Source organism: Microbacterium faecale, assembly GCF_014640975.1.
Taxonomy (GTDB): domain Bacteria; phylum Actinomycetota; class Actinomycetes; order Actinomycetales; family Microbacteriaceae; genus Microbacterium; species Microbacterium faecale.
In genome coordinates, this window is the sequence record NZ_BMHO01000001.1 from 825,354 (window position 1) to 839,692 (window position 14,339).

16 protein-coding genes are annotated in these 14,339 nt (G+C 69.7%); 6 read left to right on the forward strand and 10 right to left on the reverse strand.

Annotated features, from left to right (window positions below; all coding sequences use genetic code 11):
* Positions 1 to 19 precede the first annotated feature (19 nt).
* Together IEW87_RS03730 and IEW87_RS03735 are read right to left on the reverse strand one after the other, a co-directional pair.
* Complete coding sequence (locus IEW87_RS03730; RefSeq protein ID WP_188710953.1) at positions 20 to 862, reverse strand: cytochrome c biogenesis CcdA family protein; 843 nt, start codon at positions 860 to 862, stop codon at positions 20 to 22.
* Positions 863 to 865: 3 nt separating this feature from the next.
* Positions 866 to 1,654 carry a DsbA family protein gene (locus IEW87_RS03735; protein WP_188710954.1) on the reverse strand — a complete coding sequence of 263 codons (789 nt, stop codon included), beginning with the start codon at positions 1,652 to 1,654 and terminating at the stop codon, positions 866 to 868.
* Between the two features lie 125 nt (positions 1,655 to 1,779).
* On the opposite strand from IEW87_RS03735, the gene IEW87_RS03740 reads away from it, so the two are divergent.
* From IEW87_RS03740 to IEW87_RS03760, 5 genes are all read left to right on the forward strand, one after another.
* Positions 1,780 to 2,331, forward strand: coding sequence for a hypothetical protein (locus IEW87_RS03740; protein ID WP_188710955.1), 552 nt, complete (start codon positions 1,780 to 1,782; stop codon positions 2,329 to 2,331).
* Positions 2,328 to 2,708: a BlaI/MecI/CopY family transcriptional regulator gene (locus IEW87_RS03745; RefSeq protein WP_188710956.1), complete on the forward strand. Its 381-nt coding sequence runs from the start codon at positions 2,328 to 2,330 to the stop codon at positions 2,706 to 2,708. Before IEW87_RS03740 ends, IEW87_RS03745 begins: the two co-directional genes overlap by 4 nt.
* On the forward strand, positions 2,705 to 3,703 hold the full coding sequence (locus tag IEW87_RS03750) for a M56 family metallopeptidase (protein WP_188710957.1): 999 nt from the start codon (positions 2,705 to 2,707) through the stop codon (positions 3,701 to 3,703). Before IEW87_RS03745 ends, IEW87_RS03750 begins: the two co-directional genes overlap by 4 nt.
* Before the next feature lie 74 nt (positions 3,704 to 3,777).
* Positions 3,778 to 4,284 (forward strand): hypothetical protein, encoded by a 507-nt coding sequence (locus IEW87_RS03755; protein WP_188710958.1) that lies wholly within the window; start codon positions 3,778 to 3,780, stop codon positions 4,282 to 4,284.
* 49 nt (positions 4,285 to 4,333) lie between these two features.
* Positions 4,334 to 4,657, forward strand: a complete 324-nt coding sequence (locus tag IEW87_RS03760; RefSeq protein ID WP_188710959.1) for an L-rhamnose mutarotase — start codon at positions 4,334 to 4,336, stop codon at positions 4,655 to 4,657.
* Positions 4,658 to 4,684: 27 nt separating this feature from the next.
* Here the strand turns inward: IEW87_RS03760 and IEW87_RS03765 are convergent, their stop codons facing one another.
* The 7 genes from IEW87_RS03765 to IEW87_RS03795 all read right to left on the reverse strand — a co-directional run bounded on the left by IEW87_RS03765 (position 4,685) and on the right by IEW87_RS03795 (position 12,089).
* Entirely contained in the window at positions 4,685 to 6,541 is a 1,857-nt protein-coding gene (locus tag IEW87_RS03765) for a D-apionate lactonase family protein (RefSeq protein ID WP_188710960.1), read from the reverse strand.
* Between the two features lie 136 nt (positions 6,542 to 6,677).
* Positions 6,678 to 7,454, reverse strand: coding sequence for an SDR family NAD(P)-dependent oxidoreductase (locus IEW87_RS03770; protein ID WP_188710961.1), 777 nt, complete (start codon positions 7,452 to 7,454; stop codon positions 6,678 to 6,680).
* 31 nt (positions 7,455 to 7,485) lie between these two features.
* A complete protein-coding gene (locus tag IEW87_RS03775) occupies positions 7,486 to 8,340 on the reverse strand; it encodes a phosphogluconate dehydrogenase C-terminal domain-containing protein (RefSeq protein ID WP_188710962.1) in 855 nt (284 codons plus the stop codon).
* On the reverse strand, positions 8,337 to 9,119 hold the full coding sequence (locus tag IEW87_RS03780) for a sugar phosphate isomerase/epimerase family protein (RefSeq protein WP_188710963.1): 783 nt from the start codon (positions 9,117 to 9,119) through the stop codon (positions 8,337 to 8,339). The genes IEW87_RS03775 and IEW87_RS03780 overlap by 4 nt, the downstream gene beginning before the upstream one ends.
* Positions 9,116 to 9,862, reverse strand: coding sequence for a triose-phosphate isomerase family protein (locus tag IEW87_RS03785; protein WP_308420911.1), 747 nt, complete (start codon positions 9,860 to 9,862; stop codon positions 9,116 to 9,118). The genes IEW87_RS03780 and IEW87_RS03785 overlap by 4 nt, the downstream gene beginning before the upstream one ends.
* A gap of 26 nt (positions 9,863 to 9,888) precedes the next feature.
* Positions 9,889 to 10,359, reverse strand: coding sequence for a ribose-5-phosphate isomerase (locus IEW87_RS03790; protein WP_188710965.1), 471 nt, complete (start codon positions 10,357 to 10,359; stop codon positions 9,889 to 9,891).
* Positions 10,360 to 10,367: 8 nt separating this feature from the next.
* Positions 10,368 to 12,089 (reverse strand): dihydroxyacetone kinase family protein, encoded by a 1,722-nt coding sequence (locus IEW87_RS03795; protein ID WP_188710966.1) that lies wholly within the window; start codon positions 12,087 to 12,089, stop codon positions 10,368 to 10,370.
* 220 nt (positions 12,090 to 12,309) lie between these two features.
* On the opposite strand from IEW87_RS03795, the gene IEW87_RS03800 reads away from it, so the two are divergent.
* Entirely contained in the window at positions 12,310 to 13,044 is a 735-nt protein-coding gene (locus tag IEW87_RS03800) for a FadR/GntR family transcriptional regulator (RefSeq protein WP_188710967.1), read from the forward strand.
* A 32-nt stretch (positions 13,045 to 13,076) separates the two neighbouring features.
* On the opposite strand, the gene IEW87_RS03805 is transcribed toward IEW87_RS03800, so the two are convergent.
* Entirely contained in the window at positions 13,077 to 14,165 is a 1,089-nt protein-coding gene (locus tag IEW87_RS03805; RefSeq protein ID WP_229730914.1) for an NAD(P)-dependent alcohol dehydrogenase, read from the reverse strand.
* Between the last annotated feature and the right edge of the window lie 174 nt (positions 14,166 to 14,339).

A 14,339-nucleotide genomic window follows, 5' to 3' on the forward strand; every position in this document is an offset into this window, starting at 1 on the left:
GGGGCGAAAGCCTCCGTGGCTACCCGGAGGCCGACGCCGATGCAGCGCGCCTGCGTTCCTTCACCCGTCGCCGGTGCATGAAGAGCCAGGCACCGCCGGCGATGAGGACGACGACGGCCGCGACGAGCCAGTCGGGGACGCCGCTGGTCGCCTGGTAGGCCCAGCCTTCGATCTCGACCTGCGTGGACGCGTCGAGCAGGCCGCCGAGGGAGGACGTCCCGCTCGTGACGATCAGCAGCACGCCGAGCGCGATGGTGAGCGCGCCGCCGATGATGCCCGTCCACGTGTTGCGCCAGCGACCGATACGCACCTCGCGCGGTCGGATGAGGCGGCGCACGAACGGCAGCCGGCCCCACACGAGTGCGAGGATGAGCAACGGCAGGGCCATGCCGGCGGCGAACAGGAGCAGGATGAGCCCGCCGTACAGAGCGCTGCCCGTCACCGCGGCGACGGTGAGCACCGCGCCCAGCAGCGGGCCCGCGCAGACGCCGGCGAGGCCGTACACCGTGCCGAGCGCGTAGACCGACACGGGTGAGGTGCTCTCCGCCGAGCCCTGCCCGCCGCGGAGGAAGGGCAGCGGAACGTTGAGGAGCATGAGGGCACCGAGCACGATCACGATGCCCGCGGCGACGGTGACGAGCGTGTAGCGGTGCTGATTGACGAACGAGCCCAACGTTCCGGCGAGCACACCGAGGGGGAGGAGCGTCGTGATGAGGCCGAGGTAGAAGATCCCGGTTCGCGCGATCAGCTTGCGGACGTCGGAGAACGCGTAGGAGAAGAACGCCGGCAGCAGCATCACCGAGCAGGGGCTGAGGAGCGTGAGCAGCCCGCCGATGAAGGCGCCGAGAAACCCGATGCTCATGGCTCAGCCCGCGCTCTCGATGGCCTGGTCCAGGTAGTCGCGGAAGACGTCCACGGGCTGTGCGCCGGAGAGGGCGACGTCGCCCGCGAGGAAGAACGGGACCGCGTTGACCCCCACCTGCTGTGCATAGGCGGTGCTCTGTTCCGCGGCCGTGCGCATCTCCGGGTCGTCGAGGTCAGCCGTGAACTGCTCGATGTCGGGCACGCCGGCATCTTCCGCGAAGCCGATCAGCTTCTCTCGCGGCATGTCGGGGTGGCCCCTGTCGGGCGCGGCGGCGTAGGCAACATCGAGGAACTCGAAGAACCTCCCCTGCTCGCCCGCTGCGCGTGCGGCGATCTGTCCGTCGACCGACTCGTCACCGAAGAACGCGACGTCGACGACCTCGAAGCGCACGAGGCCCGCGTCGATGTACTCCTCGACGATGGTGGGGTAGGTGTCCTGATTGAAGGAGGCGCAGAATGGGCACCGCAGATCGGTCCACTCGATCAGCACCACGGGGGCGTCGACGTCGCCGACGGCCATCGGGTCATCCGGATCCCTCCGGACGAGCGGCGAATCCGACGGGTGCTCGCCTTCCTCGGCGCTCGGCCCTTCGCTCGGGCCGGCCGACTGACCGTCGGGAGACGGCGTCTCCGCCGCGGGCGGTGTCGGGGCGCTGGGCGCCGCCGAATTCGTGGAGTTCATCGTCAGCTGGGCGATCACGACGATGATGATGAACGCGGCGAGGAGTCCGGCGATCAGCAGCACCATGCGTGAACGGCGCGGGCGGGACGGGGAATCGCGCGAGGTCATACGGACTTCTTCTCCAAAGATCGGGGTGCGGCGAGGTGCGAACGCACTGACCCGCCGGGACAGGGTCTCGTGAGACCGCCGGATCAACTATGCACAATAGTAATCTATCTGGCATAGTAGATCACATGAACGGTTTCGCACGCTGGGTACGTCGTCAGGCAGAGGCCACGGTGCTCGCGTATCGGGCACTGCGGATGTGGAGTCCTCGGCAGGTCATCGTCGCGACCGCCGCCGCCGTTGTCGTCGCGCTGATCGTCGGGCTCGTGACGGTGCTGATCCCGAACTCCGTCTTCGTGCGCGACATCCCTCCTGTTCCCTGGAACTATCCCGTCTGGATCGTCACGTCGGCGTTGACCGGGATCCTGATCGCCACGTACATCCGTCCGCCGCACGCTCCGGCCGGCGACGACGACGCGCGCCCGTCGGCGGAGAGCCGGCGCAGCGCGAGAGTCGGTGGCGCGGCCGGGGTGTTGGCGTGGTTCGCCGTCGGGTGCCCCGTCTGCAACAAGATCGCCCTGCTCGCTCTCGGATACACCGGCGCCCTCACCTGGTTCGCGCCGCTGCAGCCCGTACTGGCTGTCGTCGCCCTCGTGCTCGCCGCGGTCGCCGTCGTCTGGCGACTGCGCGGTCAGGTGTCGTGTCCGACCCCGGCGCTCAGGTCGGCGGTGGCGGCATGACCGACGCGACGACGAGAAGCGAGCTCCTGCGCCTCGGCGCGCTGGAACAGCAGGTGATGAACGTGCTGTGGGACGAGGGCCCATCCACGGTGCGCGACGTGATCACGCACATCGGCGGCAAGCACGCATACACGACGATCGCGACCGTGCTCGGGAACCTCGAGCGCAAGGAGCTGGTCGCGCCGAAGAAAGAGGGCCGCTCCGTGCGGTACGCGGCACGCCACACGAGAGATGTCCATGCCGCACGACTCATGGGACAGGCCCTGTCGACGAGTCACGACCGCGTGGCGTCCATCCTGCATTTCATCGACTCCATCGACCCGCACGACGCGGAGCTGCTCCGCGCGTACCTCGAAGAGCAGCGAGGTGACGGATGACGCCGTTCGTCATGCCGCTCCTGCTGGTCGTCGCGCTCGTCCTCGCGGCGGCGGCTGGCCCGCACCTGATCCGAGCGGCCTCTCCGCTGCTCATGCGCACCCCCCGCGCGGCCGTCGTGATCCTCGCGAGCAGCCTCGCGCTGTGGGTCGCGGCGTTCGCCGCGGTCAGTCTCGTACTGGCGTGGCTCATGACGGGACCGCGGGTGCTGTCGGAGCCCCTGGGGCAGGTCTGTCAGCGCTGCCTCGCCGCGGCCAGCCCGTTCGACCCCACGAACATGATCGAGACTTCCGTGCCCAGGGTCCTGCTGCTCGCGCTCCCGGCGGCTGTGCTCGCCGCTCTCGTCGGCATCGGGATCCTGCGCGCGCTTCGCCACGCGCAACGCACCCGCGCCGCCGCGGCCGCCGTCGCGTCTCAGGCCACACGAGCGACGGTGCGGGGAATCGACGTCCTCCTCGTCGAGGACGCGCACCCGCTGGCGTTCTCGCTGCCGCGCCGTCGAGGCGGCATCGTCATCTCGACCGGCCTGCTGTCCGCACTGGATCCCGACGAGACGATCGCCGTGCTCGAGCACGAGCGCGCGCACGTGCGGCAGCGGCACCATCTGATCATCGGCGCCATCGAAGCGATCGCCTGGCCGCTGCGCTGGATCCCTCTCGTGGCGGCGGTTGCGGACGCAATCCCGCACTATCTCGAGATCGCCGCGGACAACCACGCCCGCCACCGCGCAGGCACGCCCGCGCTGGCGAGTGCGCTGCTGAAACTCGGATCCCCGCACATCAGTGCCGACATCTTCCGTGGCGCGACGGCTGCCCCGGTCCTGCACGCCGCCGGCCCGAGCCGCGTGCATCAGCTCGTGGCGCCGACGGCGATCCGTTCCGCGCTGTTGCCGATCGCGACCTTTCTGACGATGCTCGCCGCGTTCGCGGTCGTCGCCGTCGGGGTCCACGGCCCGTACATGTACGTCCTGGCCACAGGGTGTCAGCTGCCCGCGTAGCGGGCCCACGCGAACGGTTACCCAGGAGGCGAACAATGCGAAGCACACGACGACCGCGCAGACGCCGGATCCGGGTGTCCACTGTCATCGGAATCACGCTCCTGGGCGTCGGCGGTGCGCTCGCCGCCGGCGTGCTCTTCGCTCCGCAGGCGGTGGAACGCGCGTACGGTGAGGCCAAGAGCACCGTTTCCGGAGCGGTCGACACCATCCGCGAGGAGACGCTCGACGAGCTTCCGAGCGTCAACCTGGGCGCGACCGGCGGCATGTCGGAGCTCGACCGCTGCGACGGCACGTTCACTGAGATGAGTTCCTATGAGCACGGCGACGTGCCGCCGGTGTGGGCCGCACATAACAATTGCGCCGGCGACGTGCTGCTGCCATGGGAGTCCGGGCAGTGGATCCAGCTCGACGGCGACGATCAGGTGTACGAAGTGGTCGACATCGTCTACACGCCGAAGACGTGGGCGACCGTCGACGACATCGTCGGGCTCGACGGCGAGCTCGCCCTGCAGACGTGCTTCTACGGCGAAGACCGGATGAAGTTCATCGGCCTCGAACCCGTGGAGGGCGAGGCGTCGTAGCTGAGCCAGACCGTTCCGCTGGGGCGCCCGCCGATGGCAGAGTGGAGACATGAAGCGCATCGCATCCGTCATCGGCCTGGATCCCGCGAATCGGGAAGAGTATGAGGCGTATCACGCCGCGGTTTGGCCGGAGGTGCTGCAGACGATCACGGACTGCAATATCCGCAACTACTCGATCTTCCGGTACGGCGACCTGCTCTTCTCCTACTACGAGTACGTCGGCGACGATTACGAGGGGGACATGGCGAAGATGGCGGCTGATCCCGCGACGCAGAAGTGGTGGGCGATCCAGAAGCCGCTGCAGACGCGGCTGCCGGATACGCCCGAGGCCGAGCAGTGGTTCCCGATCCCCGAGGTCTTCCACCACGACTGACCGCGTGCCGGGACGGCGCATGCGCCCTCAGAGCGTGATGGAGCTCCATGACCGCGGCGCGAGCGCGACACGGCGCCCGTCGAGGTCGACCGCACGTTCCGCCGCATCGATGTTCGCGACGAGAAGCGTCTCAGCCGAGCGGATCGCCCAGATCTTTCCGTCGGCCGTGTGTGCGGTTTCGACGGATCCGTCGAGGTCGGCGAGCGCGCGGATCGCGTCGGCGACGGGGTAGTCGGTTCCGTCCGCGTCACGGATGCCGCGCGGCCCCCACTCCTCGAAATAGGACAGCGATGCGACGCCCGCCACCGTCAGAGCGGCGGCACTCGCGATCGTCCACGCCGCGAGTTCGGGCGAGGTCTGACGGCCGTCGTCGGCGTCGAGGAGCGCGGGGCCGTAGCCCTCTGTGAGATCGGCACCGACGGGGCGCGGTGGCGCCGTGGTCGCGACGTTGTTGACGTGCGTGCGCAGCGTGATCGGGCCGACGTGCACGGGCACCCCGCCCGCGATCCGCGTCGTCTGTTCCGCCACGAGTCGCTGCATCGGGATGGACTCTTCCAGCTGCAGCGTCTCGAGGGTGTGGAACAGCGGCGTCGTGCTGAACACGACCCCGTCGAGGTCGTCGGGGAGCCGGTGCTGCTCGCGGTTCAGCTCCGTGAAGTGCGAGCGCGCGCCGCCGATGATCGGCCAGGCGAGGTTCCGCTCGGCGAGGGCCGTGCGCAGGACCCACGCCGCGGCGGCATCGGTGACGTGCTCGGCGTCGTGGCCGGCGGGTTGGAAGACGGCGACGCGGGCGACGCGGTGCGGCGCGAGTTCCCGCACGGCGTCGGTGACGGCGGTCGAGGATCCCGCCTCCGGCAGGACCAGCCGGACGTCGAGCGGGACGCCGCTCCCGGAGGCCCGGGCGAGCGCGGCGCGCCACCCGCTCCAGCCGAGGTCGAGCTCGACGAGCAGCGAGGAACCGATCTGACCGGCCGGCCCATCGCCGGGCGCGGTCGACGCTCCCACCGAAATGGCCGGCATCGGCCCGGCCTCGGTGAAGGTCAGGGAGCCCACAGAAGGAGAGTGCGGTGAGCGGAGGACGATATCGCCCGAGTCGTCCTCCGGTGGACGAATTCTCCTGCCGAAGCGACGCGGATCCACCGTGACCGTCACGGATTGACGCACCGTCTCGCCCGCCGCGAGAGGGTAGGGGAACGGCAGCGACAGCGGGCGGCTGTAGGTCTTGTACGACGCGTCGGTCCAGTTGCGCTGGTCTTCCATCTCGAACGCATCGCCCTCGAAGGCGACGTGCATACCGGCCGCCGACAGCGATGCGATATCGAACGCCGGCTGATGCGGGGAGATGTCGGTGGGAAACGCCGTGTGCGTGGTCCCACCGGATGCGTGCTCGACTGCCAGCGGGGATCCGGCCAGTGACGGCGAGTGCAGCACGACGAGGCCGGTGCGGTTCGTCTCGAAGTCGCGCGCGGTGGTCAGTTCGAGCGAGACCGTGAGGGCGGACCCGCGCGCGACGAGGTCGAGCACCGCGCGCAGATCGGCGCCGAACGAGTCAGATCGGAGGATGACGCGCGCGCGGGCGATGATGTCGGACAGTGCGCCCTCGGCATCAGGCCCCGTGCGCGGCCGGGAGGCCTCCTCCGCCGACTCAGCGAGCGCCTCTCCGCGTGCATCGACGGAGGGGCCGCGATTCGCAGCCCCGTTCGACACGTCGACCGACGCGACGCGCCACGCGGCCGTTGCCCAATCGCGGTCGCGCACCACGGCGCGCACCGAGCGCAGCACGTCGCCGCCACGGAACCGGATCCGCGCGATGTCGTCATCGCGGAGCTCGAGCGACCAGTCGCCGAGCGCGACCGGACGCACCTGCTCGCGGACCCACGTCATGTCATTCCCCTCGCCCGGCCGATCACGGTCGCGTTTCATGGCTGCTCGCGACGGATCCAATGATGAGACACGAAGTCGGCGATGCCGGTTCAACTATTCCACGCCGCGACAGCCGACGTCGCGCGCTCCCGCACCGCTACAGCGTGGTCATGCCGCCGTCGACCGTGAATGTCGCGCCGGTCGCGAACGCCGCGTCGTCGCTCGCGAGGAACGCCATGACGCCCGCGACGTCCTCCGGCGTCCCGGCGCGCCCGACGGGGATCCGCCCGACGATCGAAGCGCGCGCCTCCGGGTCGTCGCTGATCGTGGTGACGAGAGATGTCTCCGTGTAGGCGGGCACGACCACGTTCACGCGGATGCCGTCGCGGGCGTATGCGGCGGCGACGGTGCGCGCGAGCCCGTGGATGCCGGCCTTCGTCGCGCTGTAGGCGGTGAAGTCCTTGCCCTCGCCGTTGACGCCCGTCGGACTGCCGGTGAGGATGAGGGATCCGCCTCCCGCGGGCAGCATCGTGCGCACCGCGTGCTTGACGGTGAGGAACGTCCCCGTCAGGTTGATGTCGACGGTGCGCTTCCAGACATCGAGGTCGAGATCCGCGGCCTTCGCGTCCTGGCCGAACAGCTGCACGCCGGCGTTCGCGACGACGACGTCGGGTGTCCAGCCGGTGGCGGCGAGCTCGTCGAACGCGGCCGCCACCTGATCCTCGTCGGAGATGTCGACGGTGACGGCGCGCGCGATCTCGTCCTCTGTCGCGAGCTGTGCGCGGATCCCTTCGGCCGCTGCGCGGGCGGCGGACGTGTCGCGGTCGGCGATGACGACGCGCGCGCCGTCAGTCGCGAGCCGTGTCGCGACCGCGAGACCGATGCCGCTCGCGGCGCCCGTGATGAGCGCGGTCTTTCCCTCGAGACGTGTCATGGGTGCTTCCTCCTTCGGAACGGCGATCCGCTCAGCGCTCGATCTTGTCGAGGTGCAGCATCTGCGCGAGGTTCTTGTCGAGCTCGTCGTCGCGGAAGATCTTCTTCCAGTCGTCCTTGATGATCGCCTCTCGCCCGTACTTCATCGCGATCAGGCAGGCATCGCTGAAGGGGTTGTCACCGCGCAGGCCGTTGGCGAGCGCCACTTGCGTGTGGCCATACAGGATGCTGCGCGCGGCGGCCTCGGGCACGCCCATCGTGTGGATCGCCTCGTCGAGGGCCTCGTTGAGCAGTTCGCCGATCATGCAGGCGATCGTCTCGACGAGCGTCGGCTCGAGCTGCGCGAGCTGCTTGATCGTGACCCAGTGCACGTCGATGACCGGCGCGTAGATCGCGCGCACGGTCGTCTCGACGATCTTCTTCTTCGCCTCATCGTCGCTCTCGATCGCAGCGACGGCATCCTGCGGGGCCGCGATCCCGCCGAACGTGTCGGCCCACTCCTCCTTCGTGGTGCGCTCGAGGAAGACGGACGGGTGGCACGGGTGCGCGACGGCCTGGATCACGTCGTCGCGCGTCGTCAGCAGGCCGGCGTACGCGGCGGCCGGGTCGAGCGTCAGGCAGGTCGCGCCCGACTTCAGCTGCGGAACGTACTCGGCGGTGACGGCGGCGAGCGCGAGATCCGGGACCGCGAGCACAATGATGTCGGCATCGGCGACCGCGGTCGGACCATCCGTCAGCTCGCGGCCCGCCTCGCGCGTGCGCTCCTGGCCCGCGGGCGAGTTCTCGACGTAGCGGACGTCGTGGTCGGTCTGCACGAGGTTGTTGGACACGCGCATGCCCATCTTTCCGCCGGCGCCGATAACGGCGATGCTGTACGTCTCGCTCATGGAGTGCTCCTCAGGTGTTCCAGGGTGGCGCGGGTCCAGTCCCGCTCGGTTCGGATCGTGGTGGTGGCGTCGCCCTGCCACGGAAGCCAGTGCTCGACGATCTCGTTGATGCCGCGTTCGCGCGGGCGCACCACGTCGAGGAGGTGCGCGTAGTCGTGCAGCCCGGATCCCATCCGGACGCCGCTGTAGGTGAAGCCCACCCAGCCGTCCTGCCGGGCGAACGCGAAGTCCTTCACGTGCACGTTCTTCACGTGCGGTGCCGCGAGCGCGATGCAGTCGGTCGGCTGCTCGAGCCTGGCGACGACGTTCGCCGGATCCAGACAGATGCCGAGCGCGTCGCTGCCGACCGCTTCGACCACTCCGACGAGGTCCGCGGTGGCCACCTGTTCGTAGGTCTCCAGGGCGAGCGTGATGCCCGACGCGGCGTAGGCGTCGACGGTCGGGGCGAGCATCGCGGGGGCGTCCGCGATGTTCGGCGTCGAATCGGGGCCGTGGATCATGCTGCGCACGAGGCGCGCGTCGAACGCCTCGGCGAGCCGGAGGAACCGGAAGAGACGCTCCGGCTCGATGCCCTTGGTGCCGAGCTCGATCGTCAGCCCGTTCTCGCGGGCGGCGTGCGCCGCATCCGCCAGCTCTCGGTCGCTCATCGACTCGAGCGGCGCATAGTCGCAGATCTGGAACAGCTCGACGCCCTGCGCATGCGCGTCGTCGAACGCCTGCGCGAGCGTGAGCCCCTCCGCGTGCTGCCAGAAGTATGCGTACGTGCCGAGACCGATCACGCCGCGGGCCTCCGCGCGAGCTCGGCGGCCTCGTCGAGCACCGACACGAGCGCGTCGGGATCGTGCGCGAAGCGGCCGAGGAAGACGCCGTCGACGTCGTCGGCGAGTCCTGTGAGCAGCCCCGGACCCGCGGCTCCGCCGTAGATGATCGAGGATCCCTCGCGTGCGGGGTCGCTCTCGAGCTCGTCGCGTAGGGCGCGGACGACCGTGCGCACGTGATCGTCGCCGGCCGGCTGCGACGCGCCGATCGCCCAGATGGGCTCGTATGCGACGATGACGGATCCGGGCTCCGCGTCCGCGAGAGCCGCGCGCAGCTGGCCGAGGGCGATGTCGGCTGCGGCATTCGGATCCTGTTCCCGCTCCTCGCCGATGCACAGCAGCGGCGTGATCCCGTTCGCGAGGCAGACGCGCGTCTTCGCGGCGACGTCGCGGTCTGTCTCGCCGAAGAGCCGGCGTCGTTCCGCATGCCCGATCTCGGCGAGCGTCGCGCCGACCTCGGCGAGCTCGCCGGCCGAGACCTCGCCCGTGAACGCGCCCTCCTGCGCTGCGGCGACGTTCTGCGTGCCGATCCGCACCGGCGTCCCGCGGAACGCCTCGAGGGCGGGCAGCACCTGCAGATACGTGGGCGTGATGAACAGCTCCACGGCTCCGTCCATGACCGCGTCGTGCACGCGGACGCGCGCGGCGACCTCGTCGAACCACGCGCGCGCCGGCGCGTGCCCGAAGTACATCTTCAGGCTCACGCCGATCACGGGGGCCGCCGGGCGCACTAGCAGGACCCGGTGGTTTCGTACTCGTTCAGGACGGCGACCTTCTTCGCCGATGCCGACGACTCGTCGAAGTGGTAGGTCAGCCACTCCTTCGTGAGACGGCGCGCGAGTTCGATACCCACGACGCGCTGACCCATGCAGAGCACCTGCGCGTTGTTCGAGAGGACCGACCGCTCGACCGAGTAGCTGTCGTGCGCGGTGACGGCGCGGATCCCGGCGACCTTGTTCGCGGAGATCGCGACGCCCAGGCCGGTGCCGCAGATCAGCAGCGCGCGGTCGGCCTCGCCGCGGGCGATCCTCTCGGCAGCCTCGATCGCGACCTTGGGATAGGGAGTGTGGCCGTCTTCGGAGACGCCGACGTCGACGACGCTCTCGACGAGGTCGCTGGCCTCGAGGTCCTTCTTGAGCGTTTCCTTGTACCCGAAGCCGGCGTCGTCGCCGCCGACGATGATGCGGAGCTTGTCAGCCATGATCGTTCCTACTTTCCATCGGTGAGGGTGAGGAGTGCCTGCGCGAGGAGCGCGAGCGAATGCGCTCCCGGATCCGGGGTGCCGAGCGCCTTCTCGTGGTGCGCGCGGGCGCGGCCCATCTTCGGGAGCATGTCGGCCGTCTCGGTCGCGGCGGCGGTCGCCGCGTCTGCGGCGGCCTGCCACGCGTCGCCCACGCTGTCGTCGGCGGCGATGCGCGCCGCGAACGTCTCGGCGAGCGGGACGAGTGCGTCGACAAGCGTCTTGTCGCCGGGGACGGCGCCGAACGTTCCGACGCGTTCGGAGGCCGCGGAGACGCCAGCCGCGAGGGCGTCGGCGTCCGGGGTTCCGTCGTCCGCGAGGTGCTTCGAGACGGTGGCGAGGATCGCGCCCCAGATCGCGCCCGAGGTACCGCCCGCGCGATCCGACCACGCGTCAGCCGCGCGCGCGAGCGTCGTCGCCGCGCCCGCGCCTCGCTCCTTAGCGTCGTGCGCGGCATTGCGGGCCGCGTGCACACCGCGCTGCATGCCGATGCCGTGGTCGCCGTCGCCCGCGACCTGATCGAGGCGCCCCAGCTCGTCGACGTGGGTGTCGATCGTCTCCTGTGCGACATCGAAGAGACGCACGATGGCCGCGGCGACGGCACGACCGTCGGCGTCGGCGGACCCGATCTCGTCCGCGGCGGCGTCGACGTCGTCCTCGGCAATGAGTTCGCCGGCGTGATCGACGGATCCGCGCCGATACGCGGGGGTGTCGACCCCCGTCTCCCAGAGCTCCTCGAGCTCGTCGTCGAGCCAGAGCAGCGTGAGCGAGGTGCCCGCCATGTCGAAGCTCGTGCAGTACTCGCCGACGTGCGGATCGACGGCCTCGACGCCCGCGGCCTCGAGCAGCTGCGCGATGCGGCGGTAGACGACGAACATCTCCTCGTACTTCAGGGATCCGAGGCCGTTGAGGATCGGGATCACGCGCGCGCCGCGCGCCTCGTCGACCCCGTCCGGCAGCTCTTCGAGGAGGCGCTCGACGAGCATCTCGGCGAGGCCGTCGGCGGACGGGATGTCCTCGTCACGCAGCCCGGGCTCGCCATGAATTCCGAGGCCGACGGCCATGCGACCGGGCTCGACCTCGAACAGCGGCTCGGGCGCGCCGGGCAGGGTGCAGCCGGAGAACGCGACGCCGAACGAGCGCGTGCGCTCGTTCGCGTGCCGCGCGAGTCGCACCACTTCGTCGAGCGACGCTCCGCGCTCGGCGGCTGCACCCGCGATCCGGAACACGGTGAGGTCACCCGCGATGCCGCGGCGCTTGTGCTTCTCCTCCGCGGCAGCACTCGAGACGTCGTCGGTGACGGTCACGGTCTGACACGGGATCCCGGCTTCGCGCAACTGCTCCTGCGCGGCGTCGAAGTTGAGCACGTCCCCGGCGTAGTTGCCGTAGCTGAGGAAGACGCCACCGCCATTCTCGGCCGCCTTCGCGACGGAGAACACCTGCTGCATCGACGGCGACGCGAAGAGGTTCCCCATCGCGGCGCCGTGCGCGAGGCCAGGGCCGACGAGCCCGCCGAAAGCGGGGTAGTGGCCGCTGCCGCCGCCGATGACGACGGCGACCTGGCCGTCGGGCGTCTTCGTGGAGCGGGCGACGCCGCCGGACACGCGCCGCACATAGCGCGTGTTCGCGGCGACGAAGCCGTCGATCATCTCGTCGACGAAGTCGGCGGGGTCGTTCCAGAGGCGGGTCATGATCGGTTCGTCCGTTCTGTATCGCCGAGACGTCGTGCCGCGTCTAGTCTGGCAAACCGGTTGACCAATATCAAGCTGCCGGCGTCGCGACGCTCGATGGTCTCGTGCGGGTGTCTACAGGTGTTCACCGTCGCTCCTTCGTCGTGGTTCGTGAGATGGGCGCGCATATGCTGGACCTCGGCTCGATTCTGCGGGCGCGGTTTCCAGAGAGAGGTGACAGATGACCACTGGTTCGTCGTCGTCGGATCAGATCGTCGATGCCCTCGGAACGCTTCCGAGCGGCACACCGGTGAGTGAAGTCGCCCGACGTCTGCTCGATCTGTTCACCGGGGGGTCCATCGAGCCGGGAACGCGACTGCCCTCGGAACGCCACCTCGCGGCTTCGCTCGACGTCGGCCGGTCGGCCGTACGGGAAGCGCTTGCGGCGCTGGAGATCCTCGGCATCGTGCACGTCCGACCGGGTTCGGGAACCTTTTTGCGGGGAAAGGCCAGTGACCTGTTGCCGCAGACCTTGAAGTGGGGCCTGCTGATCGGCGACCGCAATACTGGCGAACTGCTCGAGCTCCGGTCGGGTCTCGAGATTTACGTCGCCCGCCTTGCCGCGACGAGAGCGGATGAGAAGGGGTGTGCGCTGTTGCACGACCACGTCAAGCGCATGCGTGACGTCGGTGAGAACCTCGACGATTTCGCACGTGCGGATCGGGCGTTCCACCTCGGCCTCGCCGACCTTGCGGGAAATCAGACGCTCGACGATCTCCTGCACGTCGTGCGATCGCTGCTTCACGTGTACTCCGACCGTGCCGTGCATTCTCGCGCCGACGCCGAAACGGCCGCGCGCGAGCACGAGGCCGTTCTCGAGGCGCTCGATGCGGGGGACGCGGATGCGGCGGCGTCCGCGATGGCCGTTCACATGGTCACCGCCTCGGAGCGTCTCACGCGGGTGGCGTCGGAATGAACGGCGCGCTCCGGCGAGCAGCAGAGTGACGTTCACGGTGACTCCGGCGCGTCGTCTGCGGCCGCCGGTGTCACCACCGACTTGATCGTGGCGGGATTCGCCGTCGACTCGAGGGCGTCCGTGACACGGTCCAGACCGAAGCGGCCGGTCACCATGCGGTCGAGATCGACGCGGCCGTCGGCGACGAGCGAGATCGCGGTCGGCCACGTGTTGGCGTAGCGGAAGACGCCGGTGACGACGAGCTCGAGGTTCTGGATGCGCGAGATGGGCAGCGGCAGTTCGTCCAGGCCCATGCCGACGAGCACGACGCGACCCCCGGGGCGCACCGTGAGGATCCCGCTCTTGACGGCCGGTGCCGCGCCCGAGGCGTCGATGAACGCGTCGACCGTGCCGGCGATCTCATCGAGCCCGCCGGCAGCGGGGTCGATGGCCGCCGTCGCGCCGAAGGTGAGCGCCGACTTGCGCCGTGCTTCCGCGATGTCCGAGATGATCACGTCCGCCGCGCCGAACGCCCGCGCGACCTGCGCGGTGACGATGCCGATCGGGCCCGCGCCCGCGATGAGCACGCGGTCGCCCGGCTGGATCCCGGCCTTGCGCGCGGTGGCGATGGCGACCGAGAGCGGCTCCATGAGGGCGGCCGCCTCGTCGCTGACGCTGTCCGGAATCGCGAAGGCGAAATGGCTCTGGATCGTGACGTACTCCTGGAAGGCGCCATCGGTGCCCGGGACCGCGTAGAAGCGCATGTCGGGGTCGAGGTTGTACGCGCCGCGCAGCGTTTCGCGAGACGTCGTGGACGGGTGCTGCGGCTCGATCGAGACGCGCTCGCCGATGCGCCCGGGGTCGACGTCCGCACCCACGGAGACGATGGCACCGCCGGCTTCGTGACCGAGGACGAGAGGCTCCTCGACCTGCCAGTCGCCCAGGTGACCGTCCTGATAGAAGTGCACGTCACTGCCGCACACGCCGACAGCGGTGACCCGGACCAGGACCTCGTCCGGGGCAGGGCTCGGGACAGGGCGCGTCGCGATTCTCACATCGCGCGCACCGTGCAGCTCGGCGGCGCGCTGCGTGTCGGGAATCGCCGCGGATCCCTTGTCACGCAAGGCTTCTGTCTCGTTCACGCGCTCATCTCCTTCGATGCTGGTTCCCTTGGCCCGCCGGAATGTGTCACGATGTTGACGTTGAATCTAACGTAACCCATGTTCTAAGCTACCCAAACCTAACACTGTCGCAGGGTCTCCCACCATGGACCGGGTACCCGAAGACCCGACCCCGGTCGGATGACCGCCAGAGAG